Origin of the sequence: Streptomyces sp. T12, from assembly GCF_028736035.1 — a bacterium.
Classification (GTDB): domain Bacteria; phylum Actinomycetota; class Actinomycetes; order Streptomycetales; family Streptomycetaceae; genus Streptomyces.
In genome coordinates this window covers 3,413,831-3,437,814 of the sequence record NZ_CP117866.1, presented here as the reverse complement: position 1 = coordinate 3,437,814, position 23,984 = coordinate 3,413,831, and the positions used below count along the sequence as shown (strand labels likewise).

Sequence of the window (23,984 nt, the reverse complement as noted above, 5' to 3'; positions counted from 1 at the left end):
CGTGACCAGCGGCGATGCCATCCATCGGATGGCTGAGGCGCTTGCCGACGTACCCGAGGCGGACCGCGCCGAAGCCCTGCGAGGACTCGGCGCGAAGGAGCGCGAGCAGGCTCCCCGCCCCGAGCGGCGCACGCCGCTCCCCGCCCCTCGGCAGGACTCGGGCATCGTCTCGGCGGTCGAGTGGGTGTAGGCGTAGAGAGGCGTTCGGACGATCCTGTCCGGGCGCCTCTCGGCGTTCCTGGGGTCCCGTTTATGCGACTACGTGCATGAGTCACGTCCGTGCATGGACGGCCGCGAGCGACCCCCGTACGGTCGTCTCAGGCGGCCCGCCCGGGCCGGACAAGTCAAGGGGGTTCCGCATGGCACGCGAAGAACTGACTCGGCTCACCGGCAACGGCAACGGCACGTGTGGAGAGGACGACTGCCCGAACGTCTACCGCACCGCTTCCGGCTCCATCGTGGTTCAGGGCGACGTGTCCGACATCTTCACGCCCCCGCAGGGCGAAGGGCTCGTGGAGATCCCCGAGAGTGTTCTTCGGGAGGCCGTTCGTGCTCTTGGATGGTGACGAGTGGCGGGCGAAGCTCCGAGGCTTCCAGTCGGAAGCGTGGCGACTGGAGACCCTGCCCCAGTACCTCGTACCGCAGGAGGCGGAAGAGCTTGAAGCCTTCCGGGCAGGCAAGCGCGTCGACCCGCACGCCTACTCGTCCGCGTACACGGAAGACCTGAAGCGGTTGCGCGGCGAGGGCAAGAGTAAGGGGCGAGTGCACGTCCTGACTCGATCGCTCTCCGAGTACCTGCGCTTCGAGTTCTCGAGGTACTACGCCCCGCACGTGCTCGCCGGGGAGGACATCCGCATCCTTGACGTGACCGAGCGAGAGAACCCGTTGCCGGAGGTCGGGGACTTCTGGATGTTCGACCGCTCGACGGTCGTCCTGATGCACTACGAGGGCGACGGCACACAGATCAGCCGGGAGCTGTACGAGGGCGACCCTGCGCCTTTCATCGAGTGGCAGCGCATCGCCGTTGCCGAGTCGGTTCCCTTCCTGGAGTACGTGGAGCGCGTGACGGAGTGACGTTCGAGGCTGAGCAGCTTGGCGAGTCTGGTACCGAACTCGCCTCTCTGCTTCGGGACTTGCGCAAGCGAGCCGGCCTCTCAGGGGACCGGCTCGCGGCACGCTGCAACATGTCCCAGTCGAAGGTGTCTCGCATCGAGAACGGCAGGACACGGCCGTCCCTGGTTGACGTCGAGCAGATCTTGCGAGCGCTGGACGCTCCGCCGGAACTCGTTGCCGAGGTCTCCGCCCTCGCCAGGATGGCGAACACCGAGTGGCGGAACGTCCGAGAGCTTCGGCGCAAGGGGCTCGGTACGAGACAGGCCGAGCTGAAGTCGCTCGAAGCGTCCTCCACGCAGATGCGGTACTTCCTGCTCTCGATGGTTACCGGCCTGCTTGCAACACCGGAGTATGTACGGGCGAGCCTGGCTCACTCGACGGCCGACACGAGCAAGGCCGTAGCGGGGAAGCTGGGACGGCAAGCCGTCCTCTACGACGCCTCGAAGCGGTTCACGTTCGTTCTGACTGAGCAGGCGGTTCGCTGGCCGGTCGTCTCCCCACTGGCACTGGCCGAGCAGATGGACCGGCTGGCGTCCCTGTCCTACCTCCCGAACGTTCAGATCGGGGTGATCCCTGTAGGTGCACTGACGCCCCGAACCCCTCTGAGTACGTTCACCATCTACGACACCGCGTTGGTCACCATCGAGACGACGGCGGGAAGTCTCGTGCTCCGCGACGGCCGAGATGTTCAGGCGTACCTGAGGGAGTTCGCCGGGTACGAGGAACACGCCCTCTTCGGCGAAGATGCGCGGGAACGGCTGGCCGAGTGGTCCGCCGCTTGCCGTGCATGACTTCAGTCGACTACGCGACTGAAGCGCCATTCCGTGCGCACCCCGGGGGATCATCCTTCGGCAGGCGAACAGTCGGGAGGTCGTACGGATGAGCACACCCAAGACGACGATGGCAGGGCCGGTGAACCTGACCCTTCCGGAGGGAGACCCGGACCCCGTCGCGGGCTGTCGGCAGTGCCTCGGCGTCGCCGTGATCCGAGCCAACGCCCGATCGGTCGGCGACTACTCGAAGGCGACGGACGCGAACGTCGTGCTCCGCACGCACCTCCGGGAAGACCACGGGGCCGAGTGATGGCTCGCACGGTCCCGCGGTTCGTGACACACCGGATCACGCGGCATCCGGACACGGACGTGATCTTCGAAGCGGAGTGCCTGCACTGCAAATGGAAGGCGGAGCCTTCGACGGACAGCGCGGCGGTCGATGTCGAGTGCATGAGCCATACCGGCCTGAGCAACCATCGCGGCTTTCGGCGGGTCTGTACGTCGTTCGCCATGGTGGTGCGGGCTGAGTAAGGCAGCGTTGTGCGTCCACGTGCGACAACGGCCCCGACGTAGCCGGGGGCCTGTCTGAACAGCTGTGCGCCTGTCTCAGGCGCTCTCTCCCAGGTGTCGGTACAGCGTGGCGCGGGAGACGCCGAGGGCCTTGGCGATGGCGCTGACGCTCTCGCCCTTGGCCTTCCTGGCACGGGCCACGGTGAGTACGTCCTCGTCCACCACAGACGGCCGGCCGCCGGTACGGCCCTGCGCCTTGGCTGCTTCCAGTCCGGCTCGCGTGCGGTCCTTGATGAGCGACCGCTCGAACTCCGCCATGGCCGCGATGATCTGGAAGAAGAGGCGTCCGTCGGCCGACGTGGTGTCGACGGAGGAGAGCGCACCGTCGAGCACGCGGAAACCTATGCCGCGCTCGCGCAGGCCGTCGACGATGGACACAAGGTCGATGAGCGACCGGCCGAGCCGGTCAAGCTTCCACACGCACAGGACGTCGCCCGGTCGGGCGTAGTCCAGTACGGCCGTCAGTTCCGGCCGGTCGGTGCTCTTCCCACTGGCCTTGTCCTCGAAGATGCGGACGCACCCTGCGGCCGTCAGCGCGTCGCGCTGAAGCTGCGCTTCCTGGTCGTCAGTGGAGACGCGGGCGTAACCGATGAGCTGGCCAGTGATCGTGTTCGTCGTCATGGCACGGACCGTCTCAGAACTCGTCTCAAAAGATCAAGTCCGAGACGAGGATTTCGAGACGGGTTTTGAACAGGGCTGTGCCCCTGTGAGGGGCGCTCCGTCTCTCGTCTCACAAACCTTGGTTTTCGAGACGGCCCACGCTTGCCTGTGTGGGGCGACTGTCGCACCCGTCGGGACGCTTGCCCGTCGGTGCGCACTTCTTTTGGGACCAGGGTTCCAAGTTCTACTGGCCCCACTCTGATCGGGTGACTCCACTGGTAGGGGGCAGAGTGTCTCGCTAATCCTCCTTGCCCTGGTCAGCTTCATCGTCCGTCCAGGGGTACAGGGTGGCGAAGTGACGGATTCGCTCCTGCTCGGCGGCTTCGTCGGCGGCGTCGTAGTGCCGTATCTGCTTCCACCAGCGGTCGTAGTCGAAGCCGTCGCAGTGGTTGAAGTCAAGGGCGGTGCTGCGTAGCCGCTGCCACTCACGCACGATCGCAGCCCGCTGCCACGGCTCGGGCCGCTCCACCGTGAGGAGTTGGTGCAGGAAGCCCGCTGAGTCGCTGACCAGGATGAGCAGGGACCGCATCGCGAAAGAGATCTCGCCGGTCTCACAGACATCCTCGGACACTCGCCCCAACTGCGCGTTGAGGAACGTCTCCAGGGCGCGGACGTTCTGGGGGGTCAGATCGACGGCGTAGATGAGGGTGCGTTCAGGCGGTGAGTTCGTCATACGGATGGGTCCTACCTTTCGTGCGGTGCCAACTGGAGCACCCCGGGTGGAGCTGAATCAACCTGGTATTCCGTGGGCCAGAAGACCCTGGTGGGCAGGGACCAAAGAAGTGCGTGCAGACACTTGCCCCTTCGTCCACAGCAAGGCGCTTCGCGCCCGTCTCGCGGCCTGCCCTGGTGTTCGACCGGCAAGGCCAGGCGTGCGCCCCGTCTGGCGCTCACGCCAGCGCACAGCCGTCCGCCTGTCGATGGCAGGCAGACGTGACGGCAGGGGCAGGGGTGGGGTATGACCCCCCCCGAAGGGGGCAAGCCCGACCGCCATGTCATAGCAGCCAAGGTTCCGCCACGGTTCCAGGGTCCGTCTGCCCTGCCCGCAGGCTGCCACGGCGAGAGCGTATGGCCTGGTCACAGGCCTACCCTGCCTTGCTCGCAGCGGCGGAAAGCTGCAAGGAACAGGGCCTAACGGCTGCACCTGCGGGGCGCGGCAGCGCCCCCCTAGGGCTTGCTCCTGTCGGCCCCCTCCGGGGCCGCACTGTCGTTGAGCACTGCGACTGTGGCGGCCGGGAGGCCGCCCCTTGCTGCCTTTCTCTGCGCCGTTGTCTCTCCCTAATGGGGGCGCTGCCGCGCCCCTACTTGCCCTTGAAGCAGGCTGCTTCCTTCAGTCGGTCTCGACAGAGGCCGGACTGGGCCAAATAGATAAGAGAGGGCGCGAACGTTTTCGCAGGTCGGAGGCTGTGCCGGTACACCCCGGACGTGCTCTGACTACACGCAGCGCGTGTACTCATCGATCCTGGTGGAGGCGGCAGGGGACCGGCGCGCCCTTGCCCTTCTGGAACAGGTGAGACGGAAGCACAAGGCACGCGGCCCCGGAACGGGACGACACGAGGTCCAGTTCCTTGGCGCGGGCCACCGCGTTGCGGGTGCTCTGGTCGGACAGTGGTTTGCCCTCCTTGCCCTCCTTGCCCAGCAGCACGGCCAGCCGGCCAGGCTCGAAGGCTGCGTGGCCTTGCCGGTCTGCCCAACCGATGGCGGCGAAGTGGACACGGTAGGCGAGAGGGTGCCCGGGGTGCTGTGCCATGCGCCGGTACTCGTGCTGGGAGACACCACCCCACGGACGGTTGTGGCCGAAGCTGATCGTCACCGGCTGCCCCCTTCCTGCGGGGAGCGGCTGCACTCGTGCGCTTCGTTGTCGACAAGAGGCGACGCGCAGACCTCACAGGTCCAGACGACTTCGATCGTGATGTTCAAGGGCTGGCGACTCCTGGCGCTGGCCGAGGGCAGCACGGAGCCGCGCCTCAGCGTTGGGTGGAAGTCGCGCAGTACCGTCCTGCGCTTCGGGACGTCCTCGACGTCCCTGCGAGCCCCTCGGGATCGCGGCCCCTCACGGAGTGGCCAGCTCTACCGCCGCTGAACGGCGGGAGCTACGGTGTCCGCTCCCAGAAGGAGCGGGAGAGTCTTCCTATCCGGAGCCCGGCCCGACCGTCAAGCCGGAACACCTCCGGGCCTGGCTGCTGAGCCGCCCGGAGATGTCTGTCCCTGCTCCTTCGTCAGAGCCTTGCGGCGAAGTCGTCACCCTTGATGACCAGGCGTTCGCGTACGTCGCGCGGGATCTTGAGCCGCAGGTGTACGGACGGGGCTCGCACTCCCTTCACCTTCGTGCGGGTCACATCGCACGTGACGCCCACGCGGCGCAGGTCCTCAGCCATGGCCTCCATACCGCCGGCTTCCCACATCTCCCGGAAGGTCTTGCCGTTGTGCACGAGTACCCAACGGTCTTGCGTGGTCTCGGGATCGATGGCGCTCAACTCTTCCGTGAGCTTGTCGAGCGTCTTCTCCGCCCGCTCGCGAGTGAACCGCGTCTTCGAGAAGCGGCCCTCTGGTTCGAGCTCCGCCATGTAATAGGAGATGGCATCTTCGAGCCGCTTGACTTCGGCGCGTGCCTCGGCTCCCTTCGCGTACTCCCGGACCTGGACGGGGAAGTCGCCGAGGACCCGCAGTGCATCGCCCACGAGGACGTCGTACACGTCCTGCGGGTTGGGTGCGCCGAGCCCGCCGCCCTTGCACTTCCCGCAGCGCAGGTAGGTGTAGCTCCGGCCGTTGCTCATGTTCTTCTGCACGGTCATGTTGGTCGAGCAGTCGACGCAGATGAGTACGCCGAGGAACTGGGTCGCTCCGCCCGCCTGTCGGGTGGGCTGGCTCTTACCCCGTCGGTCGAGTGCCGCTTGAAGGGTCTCGAACTCCTCCTTGGTGAAGATCAGGGGGCCGACTCGCATCGGCTTGCCATTGTTACCGAGGACGAGCCTGCTCCGCCGCTTCCCGCCCTGCTTGTTCTCCTCGACCCGGTAGCCCATGAGCGCGGGGTTACGAAGGCGTCGGAGGAGAGTCGACGTGGTGAGTCCTGCCGACATGAGTCCGGAGCGGACGAGACAGAGGGCCATACGTCGGGCGGAGACGCCCCGGAGCGCCATGCGCCGGGCCCAGTGCAGTGCCTTGTGTGCGCTCGGCTCGATGGCGAGCGTCGGCTTCCCGTCCGCCTTCGTCGTGACGTATCCGTACGTCGGCTTCCCGACGAGCCACGAGTCCTGCGTGCGTGCGTAGTCCCACAGAGACGTGACGCGGGTCGACGTGTTCGCCGCCTCGATCTCGGCGATGCCGCCGATGAGCGTGACCATGATCCGGCCCACGGTCGTACTGAGGTCGATCGCGTCGTTCTTCGATACGAGGTTCTTCCCGTACCGCTCGCACCACTCGATCATCGTGGACAGGTCCGTCATGCGACGGATGAAGCGGTCGAGCTTCCAGAAGAGCAGAGCATCGAACTCTGGGGCCCGGTTGTTGAGCCACTCCCCGAGCTCCTTCCGCTTCCACGGCGGAACCTTCGTCGCCGACACGTTCAGATCGGAGGCGACACCGACGACGCGGTACCCCTTCTCTCTGGCCAGGAGACGCAGGTCGAGTTCCTGTCGTACGGGTGAGGTGGTGTCTTCCGTAAGTACGGACAGGCGGACGGAGAGGAGCGCGCGCGGAGCATCCTCGGGGAGCAGAGCCTCCGCCCGCTTCAGGTCCTTCAGGAGAGCCAGGTCCGAGGCGGTCCACTCGCTCTCGATGTCGTACGTCTTCATGGTCGCGGAGCGTACAGGTTAGATGTGGAGCTGTCTTGCTATGGCCGCAGATGGACACGCACATCCAGATCGGGCCGACCGGTAAGAAGCTGCTGCCTCTTACGGTCAAGAACGCCGCGCCGGCGCCTGCGTCGAGTGGTCACGCGCACTGAGGTGAGCGAGTCGCTCGTGTGAGGACCTCTGAGCCCCCTCTTGATCGGAGGGGGCTCAGCTGCGTCCGGCGGGCTGACCGGCTGCGGTCAGCGCGCGCTCGTCGCGCGGTCCGAGCAGTTCCGCGAGATCTCCATCCCCGATCCGCATCCGCCCGGCCCGTTCCGGCGTCTACGACGACATGGACCTCGAAAAACCGCCACCGCAGCGCCAGGACCCCGAAGGGTGCCTGGTCGTCGCGATCCGGATCCCGGTGCGGATCGTCGTGCTCGTGCTGGTCGTGCCGGTGCGGATGGTGTGGGACGCGCTCGTCGTCGGCGGGCGCTTCCTGAACGACACGGTGCTCCGGCCGCTGGGGCGGGCGTTGCTGTGGCTCGGGCGGGCGGTGTTCGTCTGGCCGTTCGTGGCCTTGTGGCGGTACGTCGTCGTGCCCGTCGCGAAGGGGCTCGCCTGGCTCGGGAACGTGCTGTTCGTCATACCTGCGGTGTGGCTGTACCGGTACGTGCTGACTCCCGTCGGGCACGCGTGCGCGTGGCTGGCGCGAGGGATCGGGGCCGGGCTGGAGTGGCTCTACGCGCGCGTGCTCACGCCGGTCGGGCATGCGGTGATGTGGGTCCTCCGGGGGCTCGGTGCGGTACTCGCCGCGATCGGGCTCGGGGTGTTCGGCGCGGTGGCGTGGCTGGTGCGGTATCTGCTCGTCGTCCCCGCCCTGTGGGTGTACGAGTGGATGCTCGCGCCGGTGGGGCGGGCGATCGCCTGGTGCGCGAGGGGCCTTGTGTGGCTCGTGAGCACGGTCGTCACCGGGATCGGGATCGCGCTGTACTGGATCGCGCGCGTGCTGTTCGTGCTGCCCGCGGTGGGCCTGTACCGGTGGGTGCTCGCGCCCGTCGGCCGTGTGCTCGCCGTCATCGGCAGGGAGATCTGGGATGGGCTCGGGCACGCGTGGCGGGTCGCCGGGCGGATCTCGCTCGCCGTCGGACGGTTCCTCGCGAGCCTCTTCCGGTGGATCTTCGTGGAGCCGGTGCGCTGGGTGTACCGGACGGTGCTCACGCCGGTCGGGCACGTCGTCCGGGACGCGGTGCTGCGGCCCGTCGCCGAGGCCGCCCGCAGTGTGGGGCGCGCCACCCGGCAGGCGCTCAGCGCCGCCCGCGAGTCCGTACGGCAGGCGCGGGCCGACTTCCGGCGGATGCTGTTCGGGGAACCGAAGCAGCGGGAGGTGGTGGCCCGGCGGGAACCTCCGGGCCGTGAGACACGTACTCTTGGTAGCAGTACGACCGCTCTCACGAAGGACTGAACGACACTGGGCAAGCGACAGCCCGAAGGCCCGCCGCCCGCACCCGCGGTGCAGCGCATCCGACTGCGCTACACCAAGCGCGGCCGCCTCCGGTTCACCAGCCACCGTGACTTCCAGCGCGCCTTCGAGCGTGCGCTGCGCCGTGCCGAGGTGCCGATGGCGTACTCGGCGGGGTTCACGCCGCATCCGAAGGTGTCGTACGCCAATGCCGCACCCACCGGTACGGGCAGTGAGGCGGAGTACCTGGAGATCGCGCTCACCGAGGCGCGCGATCCGGAGCAGTTGAGAGTGCTCCTCGACGAGTCGCTGCCCGCCGGGCTCGACGTCACCGAGGCGGTCGAGGCCCGGATCTCCGGGCTCGCCGACCGGCTCACGGCGTCGGTCTGGGAGCTGCGGCTCGACGGCGTGGACCCGGCCGACGCCGAGCGCGCGGTCGCGGCCTTCAACGCCGCCGAAACGGTCGAGGTCCAGCGCATGACCAAGAACGGCGTGCGCACCTTCGACGCCCGCCCGGCGGTCGTCCACCTCGAAAGCACCGACGGAACGGAAACGCACAGTTCGGCAGCTGATAGGCCGACCGACCAGGCCTGTGCGATACTGCGGCTGGTTGTTCGGCACGTGACGCCTGCCGTACGACCCGACGACGTCCTGTCCGGTCTCCGCGCCGTGGCCGACCTGGCGCCGCCGGTCCCCGCAGCGGTGACCAGGCTGGCGCAGGGGCTGTTCGATGAAGAGACCGGCACGGTGACCGACCCGCTCGCGCCCGACCGCGAGGCAGCGACGGCCCCAACCGAGGCCGAGACCGCTGCCGCCGCGACGGCGCCGGCGTAAGGAAGGTCCCGCGTAGGGACGCACGTCGAAGCGCCGCCCTCGTACTCGGGAGCCACCTGGGTCGGGCAGCGCACCGACCAGAAGACTTTCGCCAGGCCGTACGCATTCGGCGTACGGAACCGGCGAGACAGGACACAGAGAGCTCCCGTGCGGCGCCCGCGCCCCGGACGGCGGCAGTCGCGCAATGCGCGAGCCGCGGACGTCACCGGCATATCGCCGGACCAGGTGCGGCGCCCGGGAGCCTGACGGGAGAAACGCCCGCATGCTCGAACCGACCGAACCCACCGAGGGTTCCGAACTGAACACGCCCAGCGACACTCTGCCGCCGCGCCGTCGGCGCCGCGCCGCGTCGCGCCCGGCTGGGCCTCCGACGGCCGCCGCCGAGGCACAGCCCACAGAGGTGGTCGAGCCGGCCATACCGGTCGCCGAGGCCGCCGAGGCCGAAGTGACTCCTGAGGCTGCAGAAGCCCAAGAGACCGCAGAGTCCGAAGAGACCACGGAGACCGCAGAGACGGTCGAGGCTGCGCCCGCCGGTCGTACGCGTCGGCGCGCGGTGCGTCGTGCGTCGGCGCCCGCCGGGGCCCCCGCGGCTGCCGAGGTGGCCGAGACAGCCGAGACCGTGGTGCCGGTGGCTGCCGCCGCGTCCGTCGCCGAGGAGAGCCCGGCCGCTGCCGAAGTGCCTGCGGCTGAGAGCGCCGAGGTGACCGAGGAGGCCGCGCCTGCCGGTCGTACGCGTCGGCGCGCGGTGCGTCGCGCGTCGGCTCCTGCCGGTGCTCCGGCGAAGGCGGAGGCCGGCGAGAAGGCTGCCGAGACCGTGGTCTCCGGGGCCGAGAGCGCTGCCGCCGTCGAGGTGCCGGCCGCTGCTGAAGCGCCTGCGGCTGAGAGCGCCGAGGTGAGCGAGGAGACGGCGCCGCGTCGTACGCGTCGGCGTGCCACGCGTCGGGTTTCCGCGCCTGCCGATGCCGAGGCGGCGGTGAGTGCCGAGATCGCCGCCGAGGCGGAGGAGCCTGCCGAGGCTGCCGCGCCGGTTGCGGCTGCCGACTCCGGCGAGGCCGCCGAGGCTGCCGCCCCGCGTCGTCGGCGTCGTGCCACGCGGCGTGTGTCCGCGGCCGACGAGGCCCCCGAGGCCGCAGTTGCCGAGGCTCCCGCCGAGACGTCGGTGACGTCGGAGACCCCCGTGACCCCCGGTATCGAGGCGGAGACCGCCGCGGTCACCGGTGTCGGAGCGCCCGCCGAGGCGCCCGCGGCCGAGACCGACGAGGAAGCGGCCCCCCGCCGCCGTCGTCGTGTCGTCCGGCGGGCCGCCGCCGGGTTCGCCGCGCCCGCTGACGCCCCCGCCTCCGAGGCGCCCGAGGCCCCGCGCCCGGCGCGGCCCGCCGTGGCCGTGTTCCAGGCGCCCGTGTTCACCGAGCCGCAGTTCCAGACGCCCCAGCGGGCCGCCGCCGAGGCCGCCGCCGAGGCGGAGACCGAGGACGTCGAGGAGACCCCGGAGGAGCAGGCGGGCGCGTCGCGGCGTCGTCGCCGGCGCCGGGGTGGCGCGTTCGGTGAGGACGCCGAGGCCCGGGGCGTCGAGGCCGCCGCCGAGGACGAGACCGAGGAGGCCGAAGAGGCTGCCGCGGACGTCGTCGAGGGTGAAGAGGCCGAAGAGGCCGATGAGTCTGAGGAGACCGAGGAGACCGGGTCGCGTCGGCGTCGTCGGCGTGGTGGCCGGCGTCGTCGTCGCGGTGAGGCCGCGGAGGCCGAGGGCGGTGACGGCGAGGAGTTCGCCGCAGCGCAGGCCGCGCAGGACGCCGAGGACACCGCCGAGCAGGAGGAAGAGGACGCCGAGGAGGCGGGCGCCGAAGAGGGTGGCGGTTCCAGCTCCAGCCGGCGCCGGCGTCGCCGTCGTCGTCGCGCCGGTGACACCGGTGTCGAGAGCGAGCCCGGCGAGGGCGACCCCGAGCGCACCGTCGTCAAGGTCCGCGAGCCCCGCCCCGCGCGGGAAAGGGGTGCCGAGCCGTCCGACGAGGTGCAGTCCATCAAGGGCTCCACGCGCCTGGAGGCCAAGAAGCAGCGCCGCCGGGAAGGCCGTGAGCAGGGCCGTCGTCGCGTTCCGATCATCACCGAGGCCGAGTTCCTCGCCCGCCGCGAGGCCGTCGAGCGCGTGATGGTCGTCCGTCAGCACGGCGACCGCACGCAGATCGGCGTCCTCGAGGACAACGTGCTCGTCGAGCACTACGTCAACAAGGAGCAGTCGACCTCGTACGTCGGCAACGTCTACCTGGGCAAGGTCCAGAACGTGCTGCCGTCGATGGAGGCCGCCTTCATCGACATCGGCAAGGGCCGCAACGCCGTGCTCTACGCCGGTGAGGTCAACTTCGAGGCGCTGGGCATGGCCAACGGCCCGCGGCGCATCGAGTCCGCCCTGAAGTCCGGCCAGTCCGTCCTCGTCCAGGTCACCAAGGACCCGATCGGGCACAAGGGCGCGCGTCTGACCAGCCAGGTCTCCCTCCCGGGCCGCTACCTCGTGTACGTCCCCGAGGGCTCCATGACCGGCATCAGCCGCAAGCTGCCCGACACCGAGCGCGCCCGGCTGAAGACCATCCTCAAGAAGATCGTCCCCGAGGACGCGGGCGTCATCGTGCGCACCGCCGCCGAGGGCGCGAGCGAGGACGAGCTGCGCCGGGATGTCGAGCGGTTGCAGGCGCAGTGGGAGGAGATCCAGAAGAAGTCGAAGAACGGCAACGCTCCGACGCTGCTGTACGGCGAGCCGGACATGACCGTCCGGGTCGTGCGCGACATCTTCAACGAGGACTTCTCCAAGGTCGTCGTCAGCGGTGACGAGGCCTGGGAGACCGTTCACGGCTACGTCTCGCACGTGGCGCCGGACCTCGCCGAGCGGCTCTCGAAGTGGACCTCCGAGGTCGACGTCTTCGCCACCTACCGGATCGACGAGCAGCTCGCCAAGGCGCTGGACCGCAAGGTCTGGCTGCCCAGCGGCGGTTCGCTGGTGATCGACCGGACCGAGGCGATGGTCGTCGTCGACGTCAACACCGGCAAGTTCACCGGTCAGGGCGGCAACCTCGAGGAGACGGTCACCAGGAACAACCTGGAGGCGGCCGAGGAGATCGTCCGCCAGCTGCGGCTGCGCGACCTCGGCGGCATCATCGTCATCGACTTCATCGACATGGTGCTGGAGTCCAACCGGGACCTGGTGCTGCGGCGCCTGCTGGAGTGCCTGGGCCGGGACCGGACCAAGCACCAGGTCGCCGAGGTCACCTCGCTGGGCCTGGTCCAGATGACCCGCAAGCGGGTCGGCCAGGGCCTGCTGGAGTCCTTCTCCGAGACCTGCGTCCACTGCAACGGGCGCGGTGTCATCGTGCACATGGAGCAGCCGACGGCTGTCGGTGGCGGCGGCAAGCGCAAGAAGCGCGCGCGTGCCGGTGCCGGTCCCGAGCAGGTGCACGAGGCCTCCGTCGCCGTCGAGCCGGTCGAGACGGCCGAGGAGGAGGCGGAGACCGAGACCGAGGTCGCTGCCGAGATCGCCGAGCCCGCCGCGCTGCCCGAGCCGGCCTTCGCGCCGGACGAGGAGCTGTACAGCAGCGTCGCCGAGGCCGAGGCCGCGGCCGGTCGCGGTGGTCGTTCGCGGCGCCGCGGTGGCCGACGGGTGTCTGCTCCGGCGGGTGCGCCCAGGAAGCCCGAGGCGGTTCCCACGGCTCAGGACGTGACCGTCGCCGAGGAGGTGGCGCGTCCGGTGCAGCCGGAGTCGGCCGCCGAGGCGAAGGCCGAGCCCGTGGCCGTGGAGGACGCGGTCGTCGAGGCCCCGGCCGCTGAGGCTCCGGCCACCGAGGTCGCGGCCACCGCACCGGTCGCCGAGGAGGCCGCGCCCAAGGGACGTACGCGGCGTCGTGCGACCCGCAAGGTGTCCGCGCCCGCCGGATCGCCCGCGGGGGCCGAGGCCGCCGTGGTCACGGTCAGCGAGGCCGCGCCCGAGCCGGAGGCCGAGGCCCCGGCCACGGCTCCGGCGGAGCAGGCCGAGGAGGCTGCGGCCGAGGCGGTCGCCGAGAGCGCCGCTCCGGCTCGTCCGCGGCGCCGTGCCGTGCGCAAGGCCACCGCGCCGACCGCGTCCGAGGAGACGGCCGTCGTGGTCGTCCCGGCCGCGGAGGCCGAGCCCGGCGCCGCTGCTCAGGCCCCGGCCGCCGAGGAGGGCGTCGAGGAGACGGCTCCGGCCAAGAAGACGGCCCGTAAGACGGCCAAGAAGGCCACGGCGAAGAAGGCCGCCACCAAGAAGACCGCGGCCAAGAAGACGGTCGCGAAGAAGGCGACGGCCAAGAAGGCGGCGAAGACCACCAAGACGGCCGCGGCCAAGTCGACGGCGAAGAAGACCACGGTCTCGGCCGCCACAGACGAGTGATGGTCAGCGAAGAGTGACGCTCATCAACGAGTGATACGCCGTGCGGCCGGTCCCTGTGACCGGCCGCACGGCGTTGGGGCCCGGCCCGGTTTGACCCCCTCGGCCACGGCCCCGTAACCTTGACCGTCGGCGTGTCCGTGGATATAGGCACGCCACATCCCCGTAAACCTCTTCCTCCGGAGCACAGGGTGTTCTGGAGAGGCCGCCCGCGTGCGTGGTGGCTGGACTTCGGGGGTGCCGTTTCCGAGCGAGAGAGTGAGATCCGCGTGTACGCCATCGTGCGCAGCGGTGGTCGCCAGCACAAGGTTGCTGTCGGCGACATCGTTGAGGTTGACAAGATTTCCACTGCCAAGGTTGGCGACACGGTCGAGCTCTCGACCCTGCTCGTTGTCGACGGCGACGCTGTGACCAGCGACCCGTGGGTGCTGGCCGGCATCAAGGTCCAGGCCGAGGTCGTGGACCACCACAAGGGCGTCAAGATCGACATCCTTCGCTACAAGAACAAGACCGGCTACCGCCGTCGTCAGGGCCACCGCCAGCAGTACACGGCGATCAAGGTCACTGAGATCCCCGCGGCTGCGAAGTAAGGGACTGAGGAGAAATGGCACACAAGAAGGGCGCATCGTCCACCCGGAACGGTCGCGACTCGAACGCCCAGCGGCTCGGCGTGAAGCGCTTCGGCGGTCAGGTCGTCAACGCGGGTGAGATCCTGGTCCGCCAGCGCGGCACCCACTTCCACCCCGGTGCGGGCGTCGGCCGTGGCGGCGACGACACGCTGTTCGCGCTGCAGGCCGGTGCGGTGGAGTTCGGCACCAGCCGTGGCCGCAAGGTCGTGAACATCGTTCCGGTCGCCTGAGTCCCCTGACTCAAGGCTTCGACCGAACTTTTCGCGAGGCGGACCTCACTTCCCGAGTGGGAAGGCGGGTCCGCCTTTCGCGTGTTACGTAGAAGACAAAGCTGTACGAACCTTTCAAGTGCTGGAGGCACCCCACCATGACCACCTTCGTGGACCGCGTCGAGCTGCATGTCGCCGCGGGTAACGGAGGCCACGGCTGTGCCTCCGTTCACCGTGAGAAGTTCAAGCCGCTCGGCGGGCCCGACGGCGGGAACGGCGGGCGCGGAGGGGACGTGATCCTCACCGTCGACCAGTCGATCACCACGCTGCTCGAATACCACCACTCCCCGCACCGCAAGGCCACCAACGGCAAGCCCGGCGAGGGCGGCAACCGGTCCGGCAAGGACGGCCAGGACCTGATCCTGCCGGTGCCGGACGGCACGGTCGTGCTGGACAAGGCCGGCAACGTCCTCGCCGACCTGGTCGGGCACGGCACGTCGTACGTCGCCGCGCAGGGCGGCCGGGGCGGGCTCGGCAACGCGGCGCTGGCGTCGGCGCGGCGCAAGGCGCCGGGGTTCGCGCTGCTCGGTGAGCCGGGGGACCTCCAGGACATCGTCCTGGAGCTGAAGACGGTCGCCGATGTGGCGCTGGTCGGGTACCCGAGCGCCGGCAAGTCCTCGCTGATCTCCGTGCTGAGCGCCGCCAAGCCGAAGATCGCGGACTACCCCTTCACGACCCTTGTGCCGAACCTCGGCGTGGTGACCGCCGGTTCGACCGTGTACACCATCGCCGACGTCCCGGGGCTCATCCCGGGCGCCAGCCAGGGCAAGGGCCTCGGCCTGGAGTTCCTGCGGCACGTCGAGCGGTGCAGCGTGCTCGTGCACGTACTGGACACCGCGACGCTGGAGTCCGACCGCGACCCCGTCTCCGACCTGGACATCATCGAGGCGGAGCTGCGGGAGTACGGCGGGCTGGACAACCGGCCGCGGATCGTCGTCCTGAACAAGATCGACGTACCGGACGGCAAGGACCTCGCCGAGATGGTGCGGCCGGACCTGGAGGCCCGTGGCTACCGGGTCTTCGAAGCGTCCGCGGTCGCGCACATCGGGCTGAAGGAGCTGTCGTTCGCGCTGGCGGACCTGGTCGGCAAGGCACGGGCCGCGAAGCCGAAGGAAGAGGCCACGCGGATCGTGATCCGGCCGAAGGCCGTCGACGACGCGGGCTTCGCCGTGACGCGCGAGGAGATCGCGGGCGAGCCGCTGTTCCGGGTGCGCGGTGAGAAGCCCGAGCGCTGGGTGCGGCAGACCGACTTCAACAACGACGAGGCCGTCGGCTACCTCGCCGACCGGCTCAACCGCCTTGGTGTGGAAGAGGAGTTGATGAAGGCGGGGGCCCGCTCCGGTGACGGCGTCGCCATCGGGCCCGAGGACAACGCCGTCGTCTTCGACTGGGAGCCGACGGTGGTGGCCGGTGCGGAGATGCTGGGTCGCCGGGGCGAGGACCACCGCTTCGAGGCGCCGCGCCCTGCCGCGCAGCGTCGGCGTGACAAGCAGGCCGAGCATGATGAAGCGGCGCAGGAGTTCGACGACTTCGAGCCGTTCTGAGTCTGAGCGGCGTTCTGAGTCTGAGCAGCGCGCGGCGTTGCCGTGACTGTGGGCCGGGGGCTGTTGCCCCCGGCCCTTCGCGTCTCCTGAACGTCCTGTCTGAACGACGGGAAAATTCCCGGCGTATCTCAGGGCAACCCCTTCGTCCCTCTGTGAGTCGTACTGGGCGGCGTGGATGAGGATCTTGATTTTTCGGGACCCCGCCACCGTCAACTGCCCATCGGATTCCCGGAGTCGACGTGGTCGAGGCTGTTTCACGCAGGACACGGCGTACGGTTGCCATAGCTGTCGCCCTGGTGGCTGCGAGTGTCGGTGTGCTGCCGTCCGGGTACGCCCAGGCGGCGACCGGCACCGTGCGGCAGGACTTCAACGGCGACGGGTACGGCGATCTGGCCGTCGCCGCTCCCAACGCCACGGTGAACGGCAAGGCCAAGGCCGGCTACGTCGCCGTGCTGTACGGGTCCGCGAACGGGCTCCGCGGCACGGCCAAGAAGGTGTACACGCAGGCCTCCGCCGGCATTCCGGGCACCGTCGAGGCCGGTGACCGCTTCGGCTCGGACCTCGTCGTCGCCGACCTGGACGGCGACGGATACAGCGACCTGCAGGTGTCGGCCGACGGCGAGCAGTGGGAGCAGGGCGGCATCGCCCGGCAGGGCAGCCGGACGGTGCTGTGGGGCGGCCCCGGCGGCCTCACCTCGGGGAAGGTGCGGCCCGCCGTCGGCGACGGCAGGTACCAGAGCGGGGGCGGGACCGTCACCGGCGACTTCGACGGCGACGGGCATCAGGACCTGCTCGACAACGGCCGCGTGGAGTACGGACCCTTCGGGCGTGACGGTGTGCCCGCCGACGTGACCGGGGCGGAGCTCGTCGACGGCGACCTCGACCTGGTCGACGTGGTGGCCGGTGATGTGGACGGCGACGGCGTCACCGACATCGTCACCGTCGCCCGCTCGTTCGACGCGGACGACGAGGGCGACCGCGGCGAGCACCTGAACTTCCTGCGCGGCAGCCGCGACGGCCTGCGGCCGCTGGTCGTACTCAGGGACGCGCAGGGCGAGAGGATCAGACCCGGTTACTCCCTGGCGATCGGCGACGTCAACGGCGACCACCGCGAGGACATCGTCATGGGCGGTGGACGGCTCAGGTTCCTCTACGGCACGGCGAACGGCCCGGCCGACTCCGTCGCCCCCCGGAGCATCACCCAGGACACCCCCGGCATGCCCGGAGTCGACGAGCCCGAGGACATGCTCGGCCACGACATCGCGGTCGGCGACGTCAACGGCGACGGCTACGGCGACGTCCTGGCCGGTGACCCGTACGAGGACCTGGGCACGCTGAAGCAGGCCGGCGCCTTCGTCGTCGTACCCGGCGGACCGGACGGACCCACCGGGGCCGGCGGCAGACTCCTCAGTCAGGACAGTGCCGGCGTTCCCGGCACCGCCGAGACGGGTGACCGCTTCGGCGAGCGCGTGCATCTCGTCGACGGCAACGGCGACGGGCGGGCCGAGCCCGTGGTGGCCGCGTTTGCGGAGGACTCGTACGCCGGTGGCGTGTGGGTGTTCCGGTCCGGCTCCAGCGGCGTCACGGCCGAGAACTCCTTCGCGTTCGGCGCCCGCACCCTCGGGACGGTCGCGAGCGGGGCGTGGCTCGGCCACCGGTTCCCGCGCTGATCAGCTTCCCTTCTCGCCGGCCCACACTCCTTCCCTGCGTCAGGAATCACATGGCTTCGCTTTCCCACCGCCGTACTCCGCTCACCCGCCGCAGACGCCTCGCCCTCGCCACCGGCGTCGCGGTCGTCGCCGGGGTGCTGGCGGTGCCCGCCGTCAACGCCGCCACCGGGGCCACGGCCACGACGCCGAGCGTCAAGCGGCTGCACGACGACTTCAACGGGGACGGGTATCCCGACCTGGCGATCGGCGCGCCGGGCACCGCACCGGACGGCGAGACGAGGGCGGGTGCGGTCAGTGTGCTGTACGGCGCCTCCGGTGGGCTGTCGACCTCGCGCAGGCAGGTGCTGAACCGGGCGGCCGACGAATACAACGGCGGGTACGGCACCCGGCTGCAGAGCGCCGACCTGGACGGGGACGGGTACGCGGACCTGCTGTCGACCGTCGGGCAGTACATGATGGACGTCGACAACGGATACGCTCTCCTCGTCAACTGGGGCGGCCCGCAGGGGCTTTCGGCCACGGCGACGACCCTGACCTGGGCCCCGCAGCACGAGTGGCAGGGGGGATTCACCGTCGCGGACGTGGACGGCGACAAGCGCCCGGACGTGGTGACGGGGAGCGCCGACGACTGGAACAGCGACACCCCCGACCAGGACAACGGGGACGGCACGGTGTGGCACGGTCCCTTCACCCGGGCCGGACAAGCCGCGAAGAAGGACTACTTCCGCGTCTTTCCCGACCGGGCGACGAACTTCCACTCGCTGACGGCCGGTGACGTCAACGGCGACGGGGTCGCCGACGTGGTCGTGCGCCTCGGCAGCAACGGGTCGCCCGACTCCCGTGCGGCCGCCCTCCTCACCGGCGGCAGCGGCGGGCTCACCCTCAAGGGCTGGCTCAGGGACGCCCAGGGCCGCATCATCGGCGGCGAGGACGCCGCGATCGGCGACCTGAACAAGGACGGATACGGCGATATCGTCGTCGGCCGCCCCAACGACATGTACGACAGCGCCGAACCCCCCTTCCGCGGCGGCGGGTTGGCCGTCGTCTACGGCGGCCCGGGCGGCGTCTCGACCACCCGCAAGCCGGTGTGGATCAACCAGGACACGGCCGGTGTGCCGGGTGCGGCCGAGCAGGGGGACGGCATGGGCTCGGGCCTGTCCATCGGCGACACCAACGGCGACGGCTACCTCGACGTGGCGACCGGGCTGCCCGGCGAGGACTTCGACGGCCTCACCGACGCGGGCACCGTGCTCGTGCTGCGCGGCAGTGCGAACGGCCTGACCGCCACCGGATACAAGTCGTTCAGCCAGAACACCAGCGGCGTGCCCGGCACCGCCGAGAAGCTGGATCGTTTCGGCGCGGAGACCGCACTGGTCGACGCCAACGCCGACAACAGGGACGGCCTGGTGGTGGGCGACCCCGCCGAGAACGCCAACAACGGTTCGGTATGGGTCTTTTCGGCCACCTCCGGAGGCATCACCGCGGGCGGCTCCTTCTCCTTCGGCTCGGCCACCATGGGCCTGCCCGCGACCGGGGCCGAATTCGGTGCCTCACTGGCGGACTGACGGCGACGACTTCCTCGTACGGCGCATAGATCCCTCTCTTACGACAACTCTCCGTACGACCATCCCCCCACGCAAACGACAGGAGACAGCACCATGAACAGGCGCAAGGGAACCTGGCGCACGGGACTTGCCGTCGTCATGGCGGTGACGGGAGCGGCCGTTCTGCCCGCCGCCCACGCCTCCGGGGACACTCCGTCCGCCACGGCGAAGCCCCAGGACGACTTCAACGGCGACGGCTACGCCGACCTCGCCGTGGCGGCGCCCGAGGCGACCGTCGACGGCAAGACGCGCGCCGGGTACGTGGCCGTGGTGTACGGCTCGGCGAGCGGGCTCAACACCGCCTCCAAGCAGGTCATCAGCCAGAACACCGCGGGTGTCACCGACTCCGCCGAGACCGACGACCGGTTCGGCAGCGCGGTCAGCACCGCCGACCTCGACCGGGACGGGTACGCGGACCTGATCGTCGGCGCCACCGGCGAGGACTCCGTCGAAGGCGGCGCCGAGACGGGGCTCGTGCAGGTCGTCTGGGGCGGGGCGAACGGACTGTCGGGCGGCGCCGCGCTGGCGTACGGGCACAACACCTACGACCGGCTCAGCGCCAAGGACCAGCTCACCGTCGGTGACGTGAACGGTGACGGGGCGAGCGACCTGGTCGTCGTGGAGAGCCTCATCAAGCTGCGGGTCGTCAAGGGTCCCTTCGGACGGGACGGTTCCGCGAGCGGTGGGGAGCAGATCGTCCAGGACGACTCCGACCCCCGCTTCCTGGACCTGGCCACCGGTGACGTCAACGGTGACGGTATCGACGACGTCGTCGGCACGATGAACGACGGCGACGAGTACGACGCCCGGCGCGTCACGTACTGGCAGGGCACGCAGGACGGCCTCGCCGAGGGGGTCGTGCTCCGGGACAGCAGGGGCTGGCGGGTGCAGGGCGGCGAGTCGCTCGGCCTGGGTGATGTGAACGGCGACGGCTACGCGGACATCGTGGTGGGGCGTCCTGTGGACGGTTACGACAGTGACCTCGACACCCCGATCCCGAAGGGCGGCCGGGTCGCCTTCATCCCGGGCTCCGCGAGCGGGCCCATAGGCACCAAGGCGATGTACGTCAACCAGGACAGCGCCGGAGTCCCGGGCGCCGCCGAGCGGATGGACGGATTCGGCTCCGACATCTCGGTCGCCGACGTCAACGGCGACGGGTACGCCGATGTCTCGACGGGCGTGCCCGGCGAGGACTTCGACGGGCTGAGCAACGCCGGCGGCGCCATCGTGCTGCGCGGCAGCGCGAGCGGTCTGACCGGCACCGGCGCCACGGGGGTCAACCAGGACACCACCGGCGTGCCGGGCGCGGCGGAGACCAACGACGCCTTCGGCCGCACCACCCACCTCGTGGACGCGGGCCACGACGGCCGCGCCGAACTCGTCGTCGGCGCACCGGGGGAGAACGCGAACGCCGGGTCGGTGTGGGTGTTCAAGTCCACGTCGGCCGGGATCACCCCGACCGGCTCGTTCACCTTCGGTGCCGGCACCCTCGGCACGGTCGCCGCGAACGCGAAGCTGGGCTCCGGGTTCAACTCCTGATCGACCGCCGGACCCGTTGTGGCAAGGGCACGTTCCCGTGCCGCAACGGGTCTTCTGTTGTCTCCCTATTTGTCATGCACGCGAAGCTCGTAGTTCAGCAGCCAGACCGCCCACGGGCGTGAGCATCCGAAGTGTCCAAGAGGCCAGCGAGGCAGGGGAGTTCGCCGATGACCGGTGTTTCCGGATCCGTATCGCCCGACCGACGTCGCTTTCTGACCGCGGGCGCCGCGGTGCTCGGCGCCGCGGCCTCCGCCCAGCTGTGGCTGCCGACCGTGGCCCGAGCCGCCGAAACACCGCTGCCGGAGGGCGTGTTCAGCCTCGGCGTCGCCTCCGGTGACCCGCTGCCCGACGGCATCGTGCTGTGGACGCGGCTCGCCCCGGACCCGCTGAACGGCGGCGGCATGCCCGACCACGACGTCTCGGTCGAGTGGGAGCTCGCCGAGGACGAGCGGTTCAAAAAGCCGGTGCGCCGCGGTGTCGCGCAGGCCCGGCCCGAGCTGGGACACAGCGTTCACGTGGACGTACGGCGGCTGCGCCCGGGCCGTACGTACTGGTACCGCTTCCGCGCGAGCGGCCAGATCTCGCCCACCGGCCGCACCCGCACCGCGCCCCACCCGCACAGCTCCGGCGGCCGGCTGCGCATGGCGCTGGCCTCCTGCCAGAACTGGCAGCACGGCTACTTCACGCCGTACGCCGACATGCTGGCCCAGGACCCCGACTTCGTCCTCTTCGTCGGCGACTACATCTACGAGTCGACCCCGTCGGCGACGGGCGTGCGCCGGCACGAGGGCACGGGCGAGCCGTACAGCCTGGTCCAGTACCGCAACCGGTACGCCCAGTACCGCACCGACCCGGACCTCGCCGCGATGCACGCGAACGCGCCCTGGGTGGTCACCTTCGACGACCACGAGGTCGACAACGACTTCGCCGGCGAGATCCCGCAGGACCCGGGCAAGCAGCCGCACGACGCGTTCGTGGCCCGGCTGACCGCGGCTTACCAGGCGTACTACGAGCACATGCCGGTCCGTGCGAGCGCCATCCCGAACGGCCCGCACATCCAGATGTACCGCCGCCTGGAGTTCGGCCGCCTCGCCCGGCTCAGCGTGCTGGACACCCGGCAGTACCGCAGCGACCAGGCCACGAGCCAGGAAGGCGCCCAGGACCCCGGGCTCACCATGCTCGGCGCCGAGCAGAAGCAGTGGCTCCTCGACGGGCTGCGCCACTCGCCGGCCCGCTGGAACATGATCGGCTCGCAGATCATGATGGCCGAGACCGACCTCCAGGTCGGCGAGGGCAAGCTCTGGTACTACGACGCCTGGGACGGCTACCAGGTCGAACGAGACGCCCTGATGCAGGAGTTGAAGCAGGTCCGCAACCCGGTCGTGTTCACCGGCGATCGCCACCTGACCATGATCAGCGACCTCAAGGAGGACTACGCCGACCCGAACTCGGCCGTGGTTGGCGCGGAGTTCGTCGGTACGTCCATCTCCAGCAACGGCGACCAGGACCAGGCAGCCTTCCACCAGGAGTGGGACCCGCGCGTGCCGGACAACCCGCACTGGAAGCTGCTCGACGCCCACCGCGGCTACCACCTCTTCGACATCCGCCGCGACGGCATCGACGCGCAGGTGCGGATCGTCGACACGGTGCGCCAGCAGACGGCTACGCCGAGCACGCTGGCGAGTCTGCGGGTCGAGGCGGGGCAGCCGGGCGTCGAGGTCGTGTAACTCCTGTCACTCTGGTGACTCCCGTAACACCCGGTGGGGGACCTGGGACTCATCCGTGTCCCAGGTCACTCTCAGCACAGTCTCAGGAAGCCCTCTTACCGTCCTCTGACCATGGAGACGGACTGTACGAGAGACGAACCCCAGGCCGACGGCAGCGTGATCACCCCGCTGCCCACCGGGACCCGCCTGCTGCACATCGGCCCGCACAAGACGGGCACCACCTCGATCCAGGGCGCGCTGTTCGCGGCGAAGGACGAGATGGCCCGGCACGGCGTCGAGTGGCCGGCCGCCACCCGGCACCCCATGGAGGCGGTCCTGGCCGCCTGCGCCCGCACCGGCATGATGGGCGACACCCCGCCCACCGAGCGGCACTGGGAGCGCCTGCTGGAGCAGGTGCGGGCCACGGGGCGGCGCACGTCGGTGATCAGCAGCGAGTTCTTCGCCGACGCCCCCGACGACGCGACGATCGCGCGGATCGTCGGGCAGCTCGGCGGTGACCGCGTACACGTCCTGGTCACGCTGCGCCCGTTGGCGCGGATCATGCCCTCGCAGTGGCAGCAGTACGTGCAGAACGGCCTGCGCATGGGCTACGGGGACTGGCTGGAGCACCTGCTCAAGAAGCCGCCGTACGACAAGCCCAACCCCAGCTTCTGGCGCCGGCACCGGCACGACCGGCTGGTCGAGCGCTGGGCCCGGGTGGTCGGCCCGGAGCGGGTCACCGTCGTCGTGGTCGACGACCGGGACCGGGAGGGCCTGATGCGCACCTTCGAGGCGCTGCTCGGACTGCCCGCGCATCTTCTGCGGCCCGTTCCGGACGCGGCGAATCGCTCGCTCACCCTCGCCGAGACCGAAATGCTGCGGAATCTTAATAAGGAATTCCGCGCCAATGAACTGCCCGAGGAGCTCTATTCGCAGCTCGTCCGGAACGGCGCCGTGATGCATATGAAGAACACGTGCACTCCCGGTCCCGGCGACGTGAAGATCCGCACCCCGCAGTGGGCCGTCGAGGCGGCCGCCGAGATCGGGGCGGAGATGGCGGAGAGTATCGGGAGGGCGGGGGTGCGGATCCTCGGCGACATGCGCCTTTTGTCGGCCGTGCAGCTGTCCGCCGTGCAGAAGCCCGCGACCCGAACCGACAGGGAGCCGCGCATCGCCCCCGAGGCCGCCGCGCAGGCGCTGTACGGAGCTCTCGCCGCCGCGGCAGCAGCGCCCGTACGGCACACCGCGGCCGCCAAATCGCGTACCGTCCACCAGACGTCGTCGACGGAACTCGTGCGCGTCCTCGGCCACCGCTGCCTCAAGCGGCTGCGCCTTCGGTGACCCTGTGCGGTTACTCACAGCAATTCACCAGGACGTCCGCAGGGCCGCTCGACAATGACCATGCGTACAAGGTGAATGACAGGTTGCGCGCACATATGCAGCCGGGG

General features: G+C 70.0%; 20 protein-coding genes. 16 read left to right on the top strand and 4 right to left on the bottom strand.

Features of this window, described 5'->3' with window-relative positions:
• Window positions 1–28 precede the first annotated feature (28 nt).
• From PBV52_RS15295 to PBV52_RS15275, 5 genes are all read left to right on the top strand, one after another.
• Complete coding sequence (locus PBV52_RS15295) at window positions 29–190, top strand: hypothetical protein (RefSeq protein ID WP_274238912.1); 162 nt, start codon at window positions 29–31, stop codon at window positions 188–190.
• 169 nt (window positions 191–359) lie between these two features.
• Window positions 360–566, top strand: coding sequence for a hypothetical protein (locus tag PBV52_RS15290; RefSeq protein WP_274238911.1), 207 nt, complete (start codon window positions 360–362; stop codon window positions 564–566).
• On the top strand, window positions 550–1,074 hold the full coding sequence (locus PBV52_RS15285; protein ID WP_274238910.1) for a DUF6879 family protein: 525 nt from the start codon (window positions 550–552) through the stop codon (window positions 1,072–1,074). The genes PBV52_RS15290 and PBV52_RS15285 overlap by 17 nt, the downstream gene beginning before the upstream one ends.
• Window positions 1,071–1,904, top strand: a complete 834-nt coding sequence (locus tag PBV52_RS15280) for a helix-turn-helix transcriptional regulator (protein WP_274238909.1) — start codon at window positions 1,071–1,073, stop codon at window positions 1,902–1,904. The genes PBV52_RS15285 and PBV52_RS15280 overlap by 4 nt, the downstream gene beginning before the upstream one ends.
• A gap of 88 nt (window positions 1,905–1,992) precedes the next feature.
• Window positions 1,993–2,196: a hypothetical protein gene (locus tag PBV52_RS15275; protein ID WP_274238908.1), complete on the top strand. Its 204-nt coding sequence runs from the start codon at window positions 1,993–1,995 to the stop codon at window positions 2,194–2,196.
• 296 nt (window positions 2,197–2,492) lie between these two features.
• Here PBV52_RS15275 and PBV52_RS15270 read toward each other — a convergent pair whose 3' ends face one another.
• The 4 genes from PBV52_RS15270 to PBV52_RS15255 form a co-directional block, all read right to left on the bottom strand.
• On the bottom strand, window positions 2,493–3,077 hold the full coding sequence (locus PBV52_RS15270; RefSeq protein WP_274238907.1) for a recombinase family protein: 585 nt from the start codon (window positions 3,075–3,077) through the stop codon (window positions 2,493–2,495).
• A 277-nt stretch (window positions 3,078–3,354) separates the two neighbouring features.
• On the bottom strand, window positions 3,355–3,789 hold the full coding sequence (locus PBV52_RS15265; RefSeq protein ID WP_274238906.1) for a hypothetical protein: 435 nt from the start codon (window positions 3,787–3,789) through the stop codon (window positions 3,355–3,357).
• 780 nt (window positions 3,790–4,569) lie between these two features.
• Window positions 4,570–4,929, bottom strand: a complete 360-nt coding sequence (locus tag PBV52_RS15260; RefSeq protein ID WP_274238905.1) for a hypothetical protein — start codon at window positions 4,927–4,929, stop codon at window positions 4,570–4,572.
• A 406-nt stretch (window positions 4,930–5,335) separates the two neighbouring features.
• On the bottom strand, window positions 5,336–6,910 hold the full coding sequence (locus PBV52_RS15255; RefSeq protein ID WP_274238904.1) for a recombinase family protein: 1,575 nt from the start codon (window positions 6,908–6,910) through the stop codon (window positions 5,336–5,338).
• A 331-nt stretch (window positions 6,911–7,241) separates the two neighbouring features.
• On the opposite strand from PBV52_RS15255, the gene PBV52_RS15250 reads away from it, so the two are divergent.
• The 11 genes from PBV52_RS15250 (at window position 7,242) to PBV52_RS15200 (ending at window position 23,877) form a co-directional block, all read left to right on the top strand.
• The gene (locus PBV52_RS15250; RefSeq protein WP_274238903.1) at window positions 7,242–8,354 is read left to right on the top strand and encodes a hypothetical protein; all 1,113 of its coding nucleotides are present in this window, start codon (window positions 7,242–7,244) and stop codon (window positions 8,352–8,354) included.
• A gap of 48 nt (window positions 8,355–8,402) precedes the next feature.
• Window positions 8,403–9,185, top strand: coding sequence for a TIGR03936 family radical SAM-associated protein (locus PBV52_RS15245; RefSeq protein ID WP_274238901.1), 783 nt, complete (start codon window positions 8,403–8,405; stop codon window positions 9,183–9,185).
• Between the two features lie 262 nt (window positions 9,186–9,447).
• Complete coding sequence (locus PBV52_RS15240; protein ID WP_274238900.1) at window positions 9,448–13,578, top strand: ribonuclease E/G; 4,131 nt, start codon at window positions 9,448–9,450, stop codon at window positions 13,576–13,578.
• A 266-nt stretch (window positions 13,579–13,844) separates the two neighbouring features.
• Entirely contained in the window at window positions 13,845–14,165 is a 321-nt protein-coding gene (gene rplU, locus PBV52_RS15235) for a 50S ribosomal protein L21 (RefSeq protein ID WP_007381993.1), read from the top strand.
• Window positions 14,166–14,179: 14 nt separating this feature from the next.
• On the top strand, window positions 14,180–14,434 hold the full coding sequence (gene rpmA / locus PBV52_RS15230) for a 50S ribosomal protein L27 (RefSeq protein WP_030051735.1): 255 nt from the start codon (window positions 14,180–14,182) through the stop codon (window positions 14,432–14,434).
• 137 nt (window positions 14,435–14,571) lie between these two features.
• A complete protein-coding gene (gene obgE, locus PBV52_RS15225) occupies window positions 14,572–16,017 on the top strand; it encodes a GTPase ObgE (RefSeq protein ID WP_274238899.1) in 1,446 nt (481 codons plus the stop codon).
• Between the two features lie 296 nt (window positions 16,018–16,313).
• Complete coding sequence (locus PBV52_RS15220; protein WP_274238898.1) at window positions 16,314–17,687, top strand: FG-GAP-like repeat-containing protein; 1,374 nt, start codon at window positions 16,314–16,316, stop codon at window positions 17,685–17,687.
• Window positions 17,688–17,737: 50 nt separating this feature from the next.
• A complete protein-coding gene (locus PBV52_RS15215; protein WP_274238897.1) occupies window positions 17,738–19,252 on the top strand; it encodes an FG-GAP-like repeat-containing protein in 1,515 nt (504 codons plus the stop codon).
• 93 nt (window positions 19,253–19,345) lie between these two features.
• Entirely contained in the window at window positions 19,346–20,830 is a 1,485-nt protein-coding gene (locus PBV52_RS15210; protein WP_274238896.1) for an FG-GAP-like repeat-containing protein, read from the top strand.
• A gap of 167 nt (window positions 20,831–20,997) precedes the next feature.
• Window positions 20,998–22,557, top strand: a complete 1,560-nt coding sequence (locus tag PBV52_RS15205; protein WP_274238895.1) for an alkaline phosphatase — start codon at window positions 20,998–21,000, stop codon at window positions 22,555–22,557.
• A 111-nt stretch (window positions 22,558–22,668) separates the two neighbouring features.
• Window positions 22,669–23,877 (top strand): hypothetical protein, encoded by a 1,209-nt coding sequence (locus PBV52_RS15200; RefSeq protein ID WP_274238894.1) that lies wholly within the window; start codon window positions 22,669–22,671, stop codon window positions 23,875–23,877.
• The last annotated feature ends 107 nt before the right edge of the window (window positions 23,878–23,984 follow it).